Genomic DNA, 16,168 nt, shown 5'->3' on the forward strand with positions numbered 1-16,168 from the left:
GAAAATTAATCGTAATAAATTGTTAAACCTATCTCAATCCTGCGAGGTGGATAGAAGCGAGTTGGGTTTGCTAACATAGCCCGGTCGCCGATCGGATTGAGAGAATAATCGGGATTGCCAGTATCGGAGAAAACAAAACCGTTTGCAAATTTTGTATCGAACAAGTTAAAAACTCGGAAAAATACGCTGATCGGAAACCCGCTGAAAGTAAAGAATTTTTCACCGCGTAAATCTACAACTAAATGATTGGGTTTTCGACCTGAGTTTGCCTCAAGTCCTTGGCCGAATCCAGCACCGATAGCCGGTGTATATGGTTGTCCACTACCTAATCGTGAAACAGCGCTGAAAGAAAAATTCTTAGGATCCTGTAACATAACTGTGAGATTTAAAGTGTTCCGCTGATCCCAATTAAGTGGAACCTGTCTGGGTCTTGGGTCTTCGCCTGCAGCAGCTCTTGTGGCTGTCTCTCGTGGGTCGCTTGAATTGCCCTGCGCCATTTGCCAGGTATAATCTAATGATGTGCTTAAAAGTCCAATTCTTCGTTGATCTAAAGAAAAAGTAAAACCTATCACATTTCCAAAATCAACATTAGTTAAGCGGGCATATTCTGCGGCAGTATAAGTGGAGATGAACTCTACACCAAGTAGGTCTCTGATGTCTTTGTAGAACACACTGATGTCCATACCAAGGAAGTCGGTTAATTCGTTTTTATAACCAAATTCATATTGAATTGTTCGTTCGGGTTTTATATCGGGATTCCCGAGCACACCGTAGCTAACACCACCCGCTTGTAATTCTTTTAAAATTGTGTAATCGGAATTAGTGAATATTTGACCCAAACCCGGCAACTGATAGAAATGTCCATAAGCAAAAAAGAGAGCAGACCGTGTTGTTATCGGATACGACACACCCAACCGGGGTGCAACTGTGATTTTTTTTGTTGCTTTTATTGGATATGATTGTGGCGCACCCGCGATATTATTTGCCGGGTTTTGCAAATCGCTCGGGATAGTTGCGCGTGAGTCGAAATATTCCGAACGAGCGCCAAACCTAAGTGTAAGGTCTTGCCATTCAATTTGATCTTGTGCATAAGCCGAGATAGATAAAGGACGATAAAGCAATATACCAGGATATTCCGGCGGTTGTGAGAATTTAGGCCTCAGTACCATTACTCCGCCTTCGGTAGTTTGGAGTATATATCCGGGCGATCCAAACTCGACATTCGAATACTGCAGCTCAACTCCAGCTTTGAGTTGGTGGTCGCGGGTTACCTGACTTGTAACGGATGCCTTTATTACATAAGTGTTTGTCTGTTGCTTGAAGCGACTTAAATCGACTCCTTGTATAACTGCACCTAACTCGTATGTTCCATCCGATTGTGGGGGACCCGCATCAATATAGCGCGGGTCGAAAACATCTTCATAGACATAGTCAGTATATTTCAAATAATTTTGTCGCACGCCAATGTTGTAGAATGTTGAGTTAGAAAGTGTGTGCGTAACATCGATACCGTGCACAAGCGAAAATGTCTTCTGTGTAGGAGTACCATCGGGGTTTAGCCGCCAAGCAAAATTTGTACGCTTTGCTTCAATAAAATTTAGAATTGCTTGATAACTTATATTAAAATGTGCTACAGGTTTGTTTGTAATTTTAGCAAGACCCGACCATTCATTCGAATATCCTAAAGGTACTTTACTTTGATCGCCTGTCGGTGCAAAAATCTTTTTTTCAAAATCGGAACTATCAGTCGGGATAAAACGCCTTGTTCCATAAAAGTAATCATTACTGATAGATCGACGAGTATTGAATAAGAAATAGGTCTTTGGAATAGGTGTCGGTCCGCTGATTGCTATTTGGTAATTTTGAAGTGATAAGGGTCTGAGTTTGTAATCTATTAGTCGTTTGGTACTACCGGGATACAGAAAATCACCGGTATATAGTTCTGCATTCCATTTAAAATCTTCGGTTCCACTTTTTAGTACAGCATTTACAACTCCACTCATCGCTTGACCGTACTCCGCATCAAAAGTACCGCTAATCACCTGGACTTCTTGCAGCAACGATCGGTCAAGTCGCAGTATTGAAGTGTTATCAAACGAGTTGTTAACCGTTACACCGTTTACCTGGTATTGAACTTCACCCTGTCTTCCACCACGAAAGTGCCCGTCCACAACTCCTGCTTGCAGGTTTACTATATCGCGGATTTCTTGAACCGGTAAAGCTTGGATATCGTCTCCGGAAAGCGAAACCATAGAGCTCGTCAGATTGATATCAACGATTGGTTTTTGGGCAGTTACTAATACAGTTTTTTGTTCGAGCACGGTTTCTTCAAGCGCAGCGTCCAATTTCGTTGTCTGGTCAGTAGTTATCAGAACATCCTGTACTATTAGGGTTTGATAACCGACCAAACTAAATTGAATTCTGTATTTACCCGGCGGGATATTATTGACATTATAATAACCTTCAATATCGCTTGAAGCGCCGAGAGAGGTGCCTACAATTTGAATGTTGGCACTTGGCAGCGCTTCATTAGCTTGACTGATAACTCGGCCTGAGAGTTTTCCGGTAGTCCCTCCGTTCAGATTACCTGAGAAAAAAATTAGTAGCATAAATGGAATGACTAACAAAAAATAAAGATTCGTTCTTAAAAACTTGAAACTGGTTTGCATATTTCCAAATTTTAAAATGGATTAAAAATGAATTGGGGAAAAAACACTTTCTCCCCAAAATTCATAAGAATTATTTCAACAAAAGCATCTTACTGAATTGCGTAAGTAATATTTTATCACTTTGTGAATTATTCATCTGTAGTCGATACAAATAAACTCCCGTACTTAAACCTTCGGGATTGAACTGAACTTGGTGTGTACCCATTGTCTTGTAACCTAAAGTTTGTGTAATAACGTTTCTACCCAAGACGTCATATACTTTTAACTGCACATCACCTGCATAAGGCATCGTGAATTTAATTGTCGTTGATGGATTGAACGGATTTGGATAATTACCGAGCAGTGTAAATGTTGTGGGAAATCTATTTCTTGGCTCATCATCAACTTTAGTTATAATAGCCAATGGATCCATATATGCCCAGACTGGTCCAGCTGCACCACCGTGTTCTCGGAAGAACCAAGTGCGAGTTCCGTAATTGTCCGCAGCGCTTGCAAATGAATCGCCGTCGAAAAGCGTTATACCAAAAAACAAAATCCTATCACCTAATCCCGAGGGATAACCGAGCTTGGTTAAATCGATAGCAAGTTCGATTGTGTAACCGGAATCTACATCGTTATAATCGTTGATAGTTGTGCCACCTTTCATTTTAATCTCTGCCCACGCACCCATTAAGGTATCCATTAAATACGGTAAATACCCTTCCGCTATAAGCTTACCTGTCGAATCAAAACGGATAGTTAATTCACGTGGTAGCTGGATTTTATCAAGTACATCAATTGCTCCTCTATCATTAATCGAAAACCTAATTCCATCCCATTGATCGAAATTGTTAATTGACCATACTGCTAAGTCACGCACATCAACACCGAAGTATAATGTATCGTCTCTGAAGAAGTATTTAACTGTTGCATCAGCAGGGTCGAGAACCTGAGCTTTAATTCCACCTAATGCAGGTTGGAATTGTCCGCTGCGGTAAGGGCCTATACTCGGATATAACTCACGAAGTGCATCATCACCATATCGGATATCTAAACTTGGTGCGTACTTCCAGACATCTTCCGATAAATAGCCATCGATAATCGGGGGAGAGTAATTGATGCCGTTTTTAACAACTATTTCAGGCCCTATGATAGGTATTGGATCGGTATCAAGAGTGACATCGGGCTTTGCATAAATACGAACTACGTTGTAAGCGCTTGCGTTACCCCACGGACCTTGCCACCATACTCTGTTACCACTAAACTTCGCGGCGTTAAAGGGCCATTGCCAGTCGGCATCATAAATTGAAATATTAAATTCAATGATATCGCCTTGTGGACGTTTGACGTTGTATCCCCGTGGAATTAAATTGAAACAGAGTTCCATTACATATCCGGTGTCTGGTATAACTATCCCACCGGCACCTGTATCTTTATTAGCAATTCCCTGCACTGTGGTTTTAGCGTTCCAAACAGTTCGGTCGGTAGATGCCGAACCCATAAAACACGGTTCGGCACCCACATCTCCACCTGATGGTCCACAACCCCACGACTCAGTAACCCAACCATAAAAATACTCAAAAACCGGCGCGGGTCTATCCGGACTCGAATGATTACGCATATTCATCAGAAGTCCATCGAATTTATTGAACAGACCACCGCCTACGGAGCTATCGCGGGCAATAACCGCCATATACAATGAATCTCCTCTGACTAAAAATTTTAACGTCGCTTTTGTGGAATCAGATGCAGTAACACCCGCTTCAGGTTTCCATCCACTTCCTGGCATACCCGCACTTTGACCGAACACAACCAACACTGATTCAGCAACCGACCATGCCGGTTCACTCAGTTTTCCATCGAGTGTTATTGCCTCCTGTGTAACTGTACGCGCCCAGATTGCATCTGTCCTTTTAATCATTTGAGCTGATGTTAGTGTAACCACAAATGAAAACAAGAATAATATTTTAAACATTTTCATAATATGATCTCCTTTCTCACATTTTATTAGATGGGGTAACCGCAATTACCCCATCTATATTTTTTATGGAATGTTATTTGACGATAACCATTTTCTTTATTTCAACATAAGTTCCAGCTTGTCCAGAAGAGCTGGCTTTGGCAATAAGTCGGTAGAAATACATACCGCTCGATAATCCGCCTGAGGCAGACGATGCATTGAAATTCACCGAATGATAACCCACTGATTGTTCCTCATTTACCAAAGTTGCAACTTCCTGCCCGAGTGTGTTAAAAACTTTCAACAAAACGTGTGAGCGTGAAGGAAGCGCATACTTAATTGTAGTCGAAGGATTGAATGGATTCGGATAGTTTTGGGAAAGTGCAAAACTTGTTGGAACTTCTTTTCCTCCGTCAACATTTACAGTGGGTGATAGATATATTTTTCTCATCGCCGGTCCCCACTCACTTCCCCACCAAGTTTTGTGGTATGATCTTGAATCAGGTCCGATCCAAGGTTGACTACCTGTATGATATCCATCAGGATCAAAAATATTTATCATAACATCTAATGAATCGACACTCGATGTAAATCCGAGTGAATCTAACTTTATTTCCAGCTCAAGAGTGTAACCATTATCCATTTGAGTGGTGTCATATGGAATTGTTCCATCCGTTACAAGACCTACGCCTTTTCCGTAGGTAATCGGAATGCCGCCTGTTTCGTAAACTGCGCTATCAGCGCTCGCTGTATTGTGTCGGCCCGGTGCATTGTAAAAAAGTTTGAATTCCTTATCTTGTCCTGTTGCATTCTTTATCTTCATAAAAAGTCCATCGCCTTCCCAGCTATCGCCGAAGCTGCCAACAGATTGGTCTTCCGATTCAATTCCTATAAATAAACTCATATCTCTTCGCAAGAACTTTACAGTTGCATAACTCGGATCCCAGTAAGCCCCTCGAACAAGAGCGCCCCCAGTAACGGAAAATTCATCCGAACCAAGTAATGGATTTGGACCGAACCTTAAGTTGGGTTTTGCAGTTACCCAATCGGATTCGGAGAGTTTTCCATCCACATCAATCTCCTCGCTTGCGGCTTTGGCTACTAAAACTCTTGGATCATCATACGGTCGTTCTGGTTGTAAATATATCTTCCGATTTGCAGGACCCCACTCGCTGCCCCACCAAGTTTTGTGAAATACGCGTGAATCAGGTCCGACCCAAGGTTGAGTACCCGTATGATACCCATCGGGATCAAATATATTGATCATAACATCTAAGGAATCGATACTCGATGTAAATCCGAGTGAATCTAACTTTATTTCTAATTCTAGTGTGTAACCGTTATCCATTTGGGTGGTGTCGTACGGAATTGTGCCGCTTGTTACAAGACCTACACCTTTTCCGTAAGTAACCGGAATGCCACCTGTTTCATAAACCGCGCTATCAGCGCTCGCCGTACCGTATCTACCAGGTGCATTGTAATAAAGTTTGAATTCTTTCTCTTGTCCAGCTGCATTTTTTATTTTCATAAACAGACCGTCGCCTTCCCAACTATCACCGAAGCTGCCGACAGATTGGTCTTTCGATTCAATGCCTATAAATAAACTCATACCTCTGCGCAAGAATTTTACAGTAGCATAACTCGGATCCCAGTAAGCGCCACGGACGAGAACACCACCTGTTACAGAAAGCTCATCAGTAGTAACTGCCGGATTCGGACCAAATTTGAGATACGGTTTTGCATAACTCCAATCTGGTTCATCCATTTTTCCGTCAACTACAATGCTTCCCAAGGATGCTTTTGCCAACATAGTTGAAGGATCATCATAAGCACGCTGTGGTTCAAGATAAATTTTTCTGTTCGTCGGTCCCCATTCATTTCCCCACCAGGTTTTGTGAAATACCCTGCTGTCAGGACCAACCCAGGGCTGCGAACCTGAATGATAACCATCGGGATCAAAAATATTGATCATGACATCTAAGGAATCTATACTCGATGTAAATCCGAGTGAATCTAACTTTATTTCTAATTCGAGCGAGTAACCATTATCTAATTGAGTGGTGTCATAAGGAATTGTTCCACTCGTTACAAGGCCTATCCCTTTTCCGTAAGTAACCGGAATGCCGCCTGTTTCATAAACTGCACTATCAGCGCTCGCCGTAGCGTATCTGCCAGGTGCATTGTAATAAAGTTTGAATTCTTTCTCTTGTCCCGCTGCATTTTTTATCTTCATAAACAATCCGTCACCTTCCCAACTATCTCCGAAGCTGCCAACAGAATTATCTTTTGATTCAATACCCAGGAAGAGGCTCATTCCTTTTCGTAAAAACTTAACGGCCGCATAGCTCGGATCCCAATAAGCGCCTCGGACGAGAACGCCGCCAGTTACCGATTTTTCATCAGTAGTTACAGCCGGATACGGTCCGAATTTTAGGTACGGTTTTGCAAACATCCATTCAGGTTCATTTAATTTTCCATCGACAGTGATACTTCCCACCACTGCTTTCGCAGCCATTACGCGCGGATCATCATACGGTCGGTTGGGTTGTAGAAAAATTTTCCGATTTGCCGGTCCCCACTCTGTACCCCACCAGGTTTTATGAAATGTTCTAGAGTCAGGTCCAACCCATGGCTGCGCATCGAAATGATAACCATCGGGATCAAAAATATTAATCGTTACATCTAAAGTATCAACATTCGAAGTGAACCCGAGTGAATCAAGATAGATCTCAAGTTCAAGAAAATATCCGTTATCTTCTTGCGTAGTGTCATAAGGAATTGTTGTACCAAACACTAATCCAACTCCTTTTCCGTAAGTAATCGGAATGCCGCCTGTTTCATAAACTGCGCTATCAGCGCTTGCCGTACCGTATCTGCCAGGTGCATTATAATAAAGTTTGAATTCTTTCTCTTGTCCGGCTGCATTTTTTATCTTCATAAATAATCCATCGCCTTCCCAACTATCTCCGAAACAACCGACAGATTTATCTTTTGATTCGATACCAAGAAAAAGACTCATCCCTTTTCGTAAAAATTTCACAGAAGCATGGCTTGTATCCGAATATATACCTCGGACGAGCGTACCGTTTGTTATAGGCTGTTCATAAGGTGATAGAATCGGGTCAGGTCCAAATTTCAAATATGGTTTTGCCGCTCCCCAATCGGTTTCATCGAGCTTGCCATCAATAACAATATTTCCATCTGCTAACTTTGCCACCATTACTAGTGGGTCGTTAGCCTGTGCTTTAGTTTGTGGTATAATAATTAAAATACCAGCCAACAAAATCATCACTAATATGTAATTATGTTTCATAACACTCTCCTTTTAATTTGTGAATATAATTTGTTATTTGTTTATGGTTGTTTCCTGTAAAAAGGAATTATATTAGGTTTCGGACAGCCACACGACTCTCTTGGAATAATATCAACCGAAACCAATGTTTTTTGTTTAATGAATTTGTTTTTTTCATGGATAGCTTGAATTAATCTGTTAACAGCTAAAATTCCTAACTCATTAATACTAACACGTACTGAACTTAACGACGGTTTTACAAATTGCACGATCGGAATGTCATCAAATCCCGCTAATGCTATATCTTCGGGAACCTGGACGCCAGCTTCTTGTATAGCACTCAAGGCACCAATAACCATTGAATCGTTTGCTGCAAATAATGCGGTGGGTCTGGTTTTCTTTTTAAGCATTGTCTTCGCTGCATCGTATCCTGAAGCTTCTGAAAAATCGCCAAGGTATTCAAGTTCTGAATCAATTCGTACTTTGCCATCACTCAGTGCTTGCCGGTATCCGCGCAGCCTTTCCTCAGCATCATGATTATTCACGGGTCCTTTAATAATGGAGATGCTTTTGTGCCCGTGGCTTATAAGATGACTCACCATCTGATAAGCCCCGAAATAATTGTTTATGTTTAGTGAATCGTATGATGTATCGTCAACTTGACAATTTAAAAGAACGATAGGGAGAGATTTAGGAAGGTTTTTATTTATTGTTCGAACGTCTATATCGGCAGACATGATTATCAAGCCATCGACTCTACCTCGAATCATTTGTAGGGCAGCTTCAATTTCTTTACGGTCATCGTGTGAACTGGAAACAAGGAGATGATATTTATGATGCTGTGCAGTTTGATCTACACCGCGGATCACCTCAGAGAAGAATTCCCCGAATAAATCAGGGAGTATCAAACCAATTGCCTCCGTACGTTTTAAACTTAAACTTCTCCCGAGTTTATTCGGCAAGTAGCTCAATTCCTGAATTACCTCTTGCACACGTTTTTTTGTAACCTCCTCGACGATATTACTGTTATTGAGTACCCGCGATACCGTTGCTATAGAAACGTTTGCACTCTTCGCTACATCTTTAATAGTTACACTCATATGTCCAAATTGTTTGTTTTACTTTTGTAAAGTCAAAACCCAATAAATGCCTATGTAAACGTTTACATTATAATAAATTTCCCATCATTTGTCAAGTTTTTACCTGAAGTATTTTTAAAAAAATATTTTTTAAGAGATTTTTGGGAGATACGACTCAGAAACTCAACTTATCGTAACTAAAAATTTTTTAAAAAAGGACGTTTTAAAGACACATTTCTGTAATGATAAATCGTTCGCCTGGGTGTCAGAGGTTCGCATTGTTCTATTGATACCACTCAGTAATTCCAGCTTCCAAGTGTGATTTATTGAGGGAAATCTATCATGTGGCGGGATAGAAAATATTAATTCAATCCCATTTTACACAGCACCTCATCTCCCGATTCACTGAAATTGAAATATATATTGTTGGGAACATCAGTTTTTATTCGAAAATCGTGGTTATAAAATTGAGAGTCATTATTAGTCCTGCCCCCGCTACAAAGTATGGACCTCAATTTCTCTGGGGTGTTTTTCATTTTATGCCATACTTCATCTATGTTATATGGAGCGGGGAAAAATTCCAATTAACTTGCATACAAATTTTCATTTCATTAAATTTGCTACGAAAGAAATGAATATCAAACTTCATAAAAAGAAAATGCCTGATAGTAAGAGATCTTATTTCTTCCTGATTCTTTCATGTTCCGGAGGAGCTGGGCATATACGAGCCGCAGAAGCTCTGCACCGCACCGCACCATTGACACATCTTCCAATCAACACTGAGCATTACAACGTGCTTGATTTTACATCAAAGATTTTTAAAAGGTTGTACTCTGAATCTTATCTCCAAATGGTAAACCGTGTACCGGAATTATGGGGTTATCTATATGAACATTCGGAACGAAAACCATACCACAAGAAAGGCATCATAAAATCTTTCGACCGACTAAATTACAAGCGCTATCTAAGAACACTTCTTAAATTAAAACCGGATGCAATTATCTGCACACACTTCCTCCCATACATTTCCGTATCGAGTGAGTTGCGGAAGAATAATATTACAGCACCGGTCTTCGCTGTAACAACCGATTTTGATATTCACCAGTTGTGGGTCGATCCGATTATTGAAAGGTATTTTGTTTACCATGAAGAGTCTGCATGGCAATTACAGTCAAAGAAAGTACCGGCAGAAAAAATCACTATAGCTGGGATACCTTTAATGCCTGAATTCCGGTCGAAAGGAAAACAGAAAAACGTCCGCATTAAACTCGGTATTAATCCGGATCAGTTTACTGTGCTGGTGCTATCGGGTGGTTTCGGTATTGGACGAGTGAAGGAAATAGTCGAACAGACAGCTACGACGCTTGCTGAATTCGATAGAATGAATTTCAACTTACTAATTGTTTGTGGAAAGAATACGAAAGTCCAGGCAGAAATTCAGGCGGTCAATTTTCCGTGTAATATCAATCCATACATTTATGGGTTCATCGACAATATGCACGAATTTATGGATGCCTCCGATCTTCTTATCTCCAAAGCCGGCGGACTAACATCATCGGAAGCAATGGCAAAATCATTACCGATTCTCATTATCGATCCGATTCCAGGACAAGAGAGTCGAAACACTGATATTATAGTTGAATACGGTGCCGGTTGGAAAGCAATCAATCTTCATAATTTATCTTATAAACTCCGGCGAATTCTTAAAACCCCGGTTATACTCAGCCGAGCACGCAAAGCTACTCAACGCCTCGGAAAACCGAATGCTGCTTCTACAATACTAAAGAATGTTTACGAATATCTTCGTCTAAAGGAGAAGTAATTAAAAGCGAGGAAGGTTACACTCCAACTTGATTTTGCAAATATAATGAAAATATATTCTCTGGAGCAGAAAACAGGCAAAACAATAGATTTTCAGAACCATATAGTCGATATTTAAAAGGAATAAATTAGATTTAGGAACATTAATATTACAAATGTGGTTTATATCACATGTTTTGATTATTTTATTTATATATTTGTAGCAAGAAAATATTACTGGGGTTTAGAACTTGAATAATTATAACATACTTTTTTTATCGTTGAACGGTGAGTTGAGTTCAACTTTAGCTTCAAAGTTGCATCGAACTGGTATCTCTATTAAAAATTTTACATCTATTCAAAAAGTAGAAGAGGAATTAGCATCAAAACAATACCGTGTGTGCATTGCACGTTGTGATAGTGTGGATGATAATTTATTAAAATTAACTCAATTTATTAAACAACAAAAACTACCAGTCGAACTCATAGTAAGCTCTAAAACTGGTTTCATCGAAGATGCAATTCGTGTTATCAAATCGGGCGCAACTGATTTTGTAGTGGGAGACTTGTTCGATCCAAGATTAGTAGAAGCAATATTAAAAGGATTAACAAATTATGGTGGATATTCTACTGAAACAGATTCTGAAAACGATAAAGCATATTATGAATCTGGCGTAGCACTTATTGGACAAAGTTCTGCGATTTGCGAAATCCGTTCAGCAGTTTCTTTGGTTGCGAAATCACAAACAAACGTTTTGATAACCGGTGAAAGCGGAACAGGAAAAGAAGTTATCGCTAAACATTTACATTTATACAGCGATAGAGCAGCAAAACCATTTGTCGCACTGAATTGTGCGAGTATTCCTAAAGATATTATCGAAAATGAATTATTCGGACATGAGAAAGGCGCGTTTACAGGTGCTTTGCAGAAAAAACTTGGAGCCTTCGAAATAGCTGATAACGGAACTCTTCTGTTTGATGAAATTGGAGAGATGAGTTTAGATACGCAAGCAAAATTACTCCGAGCAATTGAAACTCAAAAATTTAGAAGACTTGGTGGTAAAGAAGAAATTAAAGTTGACGTCCGGATAATCGCAGCTACAAATAGGAACATTACAGAAGCTCTCCAATCGAAAGAACTTCGCGAAGATCTGTACTATCGACTAAGCGTTATCGAAATTTATATCCCCCCATTGCGGGAGAGAAAAGAAGACCTTCCGTTACTTGTTGATTATTTCTTAAAAATGTTTGCAAAAAAGTATAATAAATTTATTCATAAATTTTCAGACGAAACATCGGGGCTATTATTTGCCTATGACTGGCCAGGGAACGTAAGAGAATTAAAAAATATTGTTGAACGAGCGTTGGTGATTTGTCCGACTGAAGTTATCAGTTCACATTATTTGCCTAAAAAATTACAAAAACCAGCACAAAATCGAGAATCAATTAATATTCCGATCGGCTGTTCAACACAAGAAGCTGAACGGATGATAATTTTACAAACACTTGCATCCACGGGAAATAATAAAGCTAAAGCTGCAAAAATTTTAGGAGTCAGCCGGAAAACACTCCACAACAAATTAGCAATTATCCAACAAACAGGACGAGAGAGATAAAATCGGAAGAAATTAAGTAAGGGGGATATTAAAAAGTATTAGCGTTAAAAATTATTAAGCCCGGCTGCGAGAACTTTACCCAATAACCATACCCAGGTTTTATTCTATCAGTTTTTTGATACTCTTGATTTAAGTACCAGAAGTCGGATACCACATTACCCGGAGGAGAAATTAAAATATTGCTCACTGGTACTTCTCTACTCACTGAACCAATAAGATTCCACCCCGCATTAACCTCCACTGTATCAATTAAAAAAGTATCCCCTGCAAACAATAAATTTTGCGGTGAATTAAATTTGGCAAAATAACCTTTACCATATTCTAAAGTATTAACAACAGAGTAACTACCCGTAAAACCGAATAATGATGAGATAGCTGTGGGAAACACATTTTTTGCATTAATATCCTGTAATTTCACTGGCAGAGAAACGAGGTTCCATCCACCCGATAGAATAACTTCAGTTACATCATTTGCAAATAAACCAAAATTACATACTATACTATCAGTAGTTGTAGTAATTGATACGTTATAGGTTCCTGAAGAAATTGGCAATGTTAACTGCCAAGGTGGTTTGGATTCAAGACTTACAGTATATGAGCCGGTTGTTAATGAATCAAAACTATAAATTCCCATCGCATCGGTTAAAAAATCAATCGTATCCGAACCACGCAAATAAACTTTCCATCCTGCTACTCCGGGTTCGTTAGTATCACGAACTCCGTTTGAATTTTTATCGAAAAAAATTTGCCCTTTGATTTTGGGGTTAGTCACGTTTGATGGTTTTGGACCAACAGCTTTTTTTACAAACTGAAGCATTCTGTCCCTATTAGGATATTTGCTTGGAAGATATGCCTCGCCGATATTCCATAAAATTACACCACCCATACTCGAATCTCTCGCATATTGGATAATGCGATGTATCTGGGTTGAATCTGTATAACTTACCTTTACTTCGTTTGCGGGATTGCCATCGTTCGATAATATACTTAAATATGCCGCCTGTGCTTCTGTATCGTATCGCTTTGTAGCAGCAGTTGCTGTATCTAAATATGTCGCAAACATAACATCAAAATCATAATCCCACGTAAATGTCGGGGTTACTACCCATCTTTGTTTCGGTTCGTGAACACCTTTTAAAACATCGTTCAAGACAGTTCCACCTCGATATAACGTCCCGTTAAAATCAATTCCAATGCCGTATTTACTTCTATTCTTCCCACCCCTTTTATACATTTGGTCTAACCAACGTGTTTGGATGGATGTGTAATAAAGGTTAGTTCCTGTAGGAGGTTGTGGACCATATATTGCGTTATTATGCCAGGTTCTATCTACACCCCAGCCTAAAGATTGTGCCATATCATAAGTCATTATATTGATCTGGTCAAATAAATGCTCGTGTTTAGCCCACCACTCCCCAGCCCATCCAGGCAATATGGCTGTAGTCAATAATGGCTTTTTTGTCGGGTCGAGATACTGACTTCTAACTTGAAGTGAATCGTATAGTCTGCGAATGAAGGGACCGATACGAGTCGTATCATTAATAGTGCCGGTATTTCTAAACGGTTCAATATCCAAATCAAGTCCATCGTATTGACTTGTATCTAATTCAGCTAAAACATTTTTTAAAAAAGTATTAATGTTTGTCGGACTGCAAGCTTCGCCCCAACCTTCTCCACCGGCTCCTCCGATAGCTAATATGACAGGTCTGCCGTTAGAACGTGCAATTATATTAAACGGTTTTCTTCTTGATGGTAACAAATTACCATAACTCAAAGTCCCATTCGTATTAGCACTTGCTGCAAACATAATAACGTGTGTAAAGGCAGTCCAATCAATGTTTGCAATTGGTAACTGTCCATAATTTGATGGATTAGGCCATGCTCCCATATGAAGTTCCCAAGAAGGTAAATAGGCACTTACCCAAAATTTTTCCTGAGCTTGGAAATATGAACTGGGAAGTAAGGTAAGGATAATTAAAAACATTATTTGAATTATTAATCTATTCATACTATTCCTTTCGTAATTATACTATTGACCAGATGATCGGTTTCAATATAACTAACGAAATTTTCATTTACAACAAATACAATATTAGTTTGTCGTGCTCGGATATACTCATATAAAAACAAAGAGATTATATTAAGTTTTTTAACTTAATATAATCTCTCGGTAACTACATTAAATAATTTTTTGATTATTTTATAATAGTCATCTGCTTAACCTGTGTAAAATTCTCTTGTGGGTTGTATAACGAACTCATTTCAATCCGATAAAAATATGTGCCAGAAGTTACTAATTGACCTTTACTGTTGATTCCATTCCAAATTACCGATTTATTTCCCGGGTTTTGGACTTCGTTTACAAGAGTAACGAGTTCTCGACCGACTATATTGTACACTGTCAATTTTACTCTACTCTCAAACGGCAGTTGATAATGAATTTTTGTTGTTGGGTTAAATGGATTCGGATAGTTTTGTAACAGTGAATAATTTGAAATATCAGCCGTGTGTACTGGCTCATCTGCCGAGAGAATTTCTGTACCCACTACTGCATTTTTTACAAACTGAAGCATTCTGTCCCTATTAGGATATTTGCTTGGAAGATATGCCTCGCCGATATTCCATAAAATTACACCACCCATACTCGAATCTCTCGCATATTGGATAATGCGATGTATCTGGGTTGAATCTGTATAACTTACCTTTACTTCGTTTGCGGGATTGCCATCGTTCGATAATATACTTAAATATGCCGCCTGTGCTTCTGTATCGTATCGCTTTGTAGCAGCAGTTGCTGTATCTAAATATGTCGCAAACATAACATCAAAATCATAATCCCACGTAAATGTCGGGGTTACTACCCATCTTTGTTTCGGTTCGTGAACACCTTTTAAAACATCGTTCAAGACAGTTCCACCTCGATATAACGTCCCGTTAAAATCAATTCCAATGCCGTATTTACTTCTATTCTTCCCACCCCTTTTATACATTTGGTCTAACCAACGTGTTTGGATGGATGTGTAATAAAGGTTAGTTCCTGTAGGAGGTTGTGGACCATATATTGCGTTATTATGCCAGGTTCTATCTACACCCCAGCCTAAAGATTGTGCCATATCATAAGTCATTATATTGATCTGGTCAAATAAATGCTCGTGTTTAGCCCACCACTCCCCAGCCCATCCAGGCAATATGGCTGTAGTCAATAATGGCTTTTTTGTCGGGTCGAGATACTGACTTCTAACTTGAAGTGAATCGTATAGTCTGCGAATGAAGGGACCGATACGAGTCGTATCATTAATAGTGCCGGTATTTCTAAACGGTTCAATATCCAAATCAAGTCCATCGTATTGACTTGTATCTAATTCTGCTAAAACATTTTTTAAAAAAGTATTAATGTTTGTCGGACTGCAAGCTTCGCCCCAACCTTCTCCACCGGCTCCTCCGATAGCTAATATGACAGGTCTGCCGTTAGAACGTGCAATTATATTAAACGGTTTTCTTCTTGATGGTAACAAATTACCATAACTCAAAGTCCCATTCGTATTAGCACTTGCTGCAAACATAATAACGTGTGTAAAGGCAGTCCAATCAATGTTTGCAATTGGTAACTGTCCATAATTAGACGGAGTTCCTGAACCCATATTAACTTCCCAAGAAGGTAAATAGGCACTTACCCAAAAAGTTGTACTCCCACGGCTTGATTGACCAAAAGATACGGATATTGTCAAAAAAACGTTCAATATAATTATAGCTAATAGTTTCATATCATTGTT

8 protein-coding genes are annotated in these 16,168 nt (G+C 39.4%); 2 read left to right on the top strand and 6 right to left on the bottom strand.

The window, feature by feature from the left end; all coding sequences use genetic code 11:
- Positions 1–5 precede the first annotated feature (5 nt).
- The 4 genes from QME58_03030 to QME58_03045 form a co-directional block, all read right to left on the bottom strand.
- Positions 6–2,669 carry a TonB-dependent receptor gene (locus tag QME58_03030; GenBank protein ID MDI6802805.1) on the bottom strand — a complete coding sequence of 888 codons (2,664 nt, stop codon included), beginning with the start codon at positions 2,667–2,669 and terminating at the stop codon, positions 6–8.
- Positions 2,670–2,739: 70 nt separating this feature from the next.
- A complete protein-coding gene (locus QME58_03035; GenBank protein MDI6802806.1) occupies positions 2,740–4,629 on the bottom strand; it encodes a T9SS type A sorting domain-containing protein in 1,890 nt (629 codons plus the stop codon).
- A 73-nt stretch (positions 4,630–4,702) separates the two neighbouring features.
- Entirely contained in the window at positions 4,703–7,921 is a 3,219-nt protein-coding gene (locus tag QME58_03040; GenBank protein ID MDI6802807.1) for a T9SS type A sorting domain-containing protein, read from the bottom strand.
- Positions 7,922–7,962: 41 nt separating this feature from the next.
- A complete protein-coding gene (locus tag QME58_03045) occupies positions 7,963–9,000 on the bottom strand; it encodes a LacI family DNA-binding transcriptional regulator (protein MDI6802808.1) in 1,038 nt (345 codons plus the stop codon).
- 610 nt (positions 9,001–9,610) lie between these two features.
- On the opposite strand from QME58_03045, the gene QME58_03050 reads away from it, so the two are divergent.
- Entirely contained in the window at positions 9,611–10,801 is a 1,191-nt protein-coding gene (locus tag QME58_03050) for a glycosyltransferase (GenBank protein ID MDI6802809.1), read from the top strand.
- A gap of 229 nt (positions 10,802–11,030) precedes the next feature.
- Positions 11,031–12,395 carry a sigma-54 dependent transcriptional regulator gene (locus QME58_03055; GenBank protein MDI6802810.1) on the top strand — a complete coding sequence of 455 codons (1,365 nt, stop codon included), beginning with the start codon at positions 11,031–11,033 and terminating at the stop codon, positions 12,393–12,395.
- 28 nt (positions 12,396–12,423) lie between these two features.
- On the opposite strand, the gene QME58_03060 is transcribed toward QME58_03055, so the two are convergent.
- Both QME58_03060 and QME58_03065 read right to left on the bottom strand, forming a co-directional pair.
- Positions 12,424–14,403: a glycosyl hydrolase family 18 protein gene (locus QME58_03060; GenBank protein MDI6802811.1), complete on the bottom strand. Its 1,980-nt coding sequence runs from the start codon at positions 14,401–14,403 to the stop codon at positions 12,424–12,426.
- Between the two features lie 187 nt (positions 14,404–14,590).
- Positions 14,591–16,159 carry a glycosyl hydrolase family 18 protein gene (locus tag QME58_03065; protein MDI6802812.1) on the bottom strand — a complete coding sequence of 523 codons (1,569 nt, stop codon included), beginning with the start codon at positions 16,157–16,159 and terminating at the stop codon, positions 14,591–14,593.
- Between the last annotated feature and the right edge of the window lie 9 nt (positions 16,160–16,168).

It is taken from the genome of Bacteroidota bacterium (assembly GCA_030017895.1).
Lineage (GTDB): Bacteria > Bacteroidota > Ignavibacteria > UBA10030 > BY39 > JASEGV01.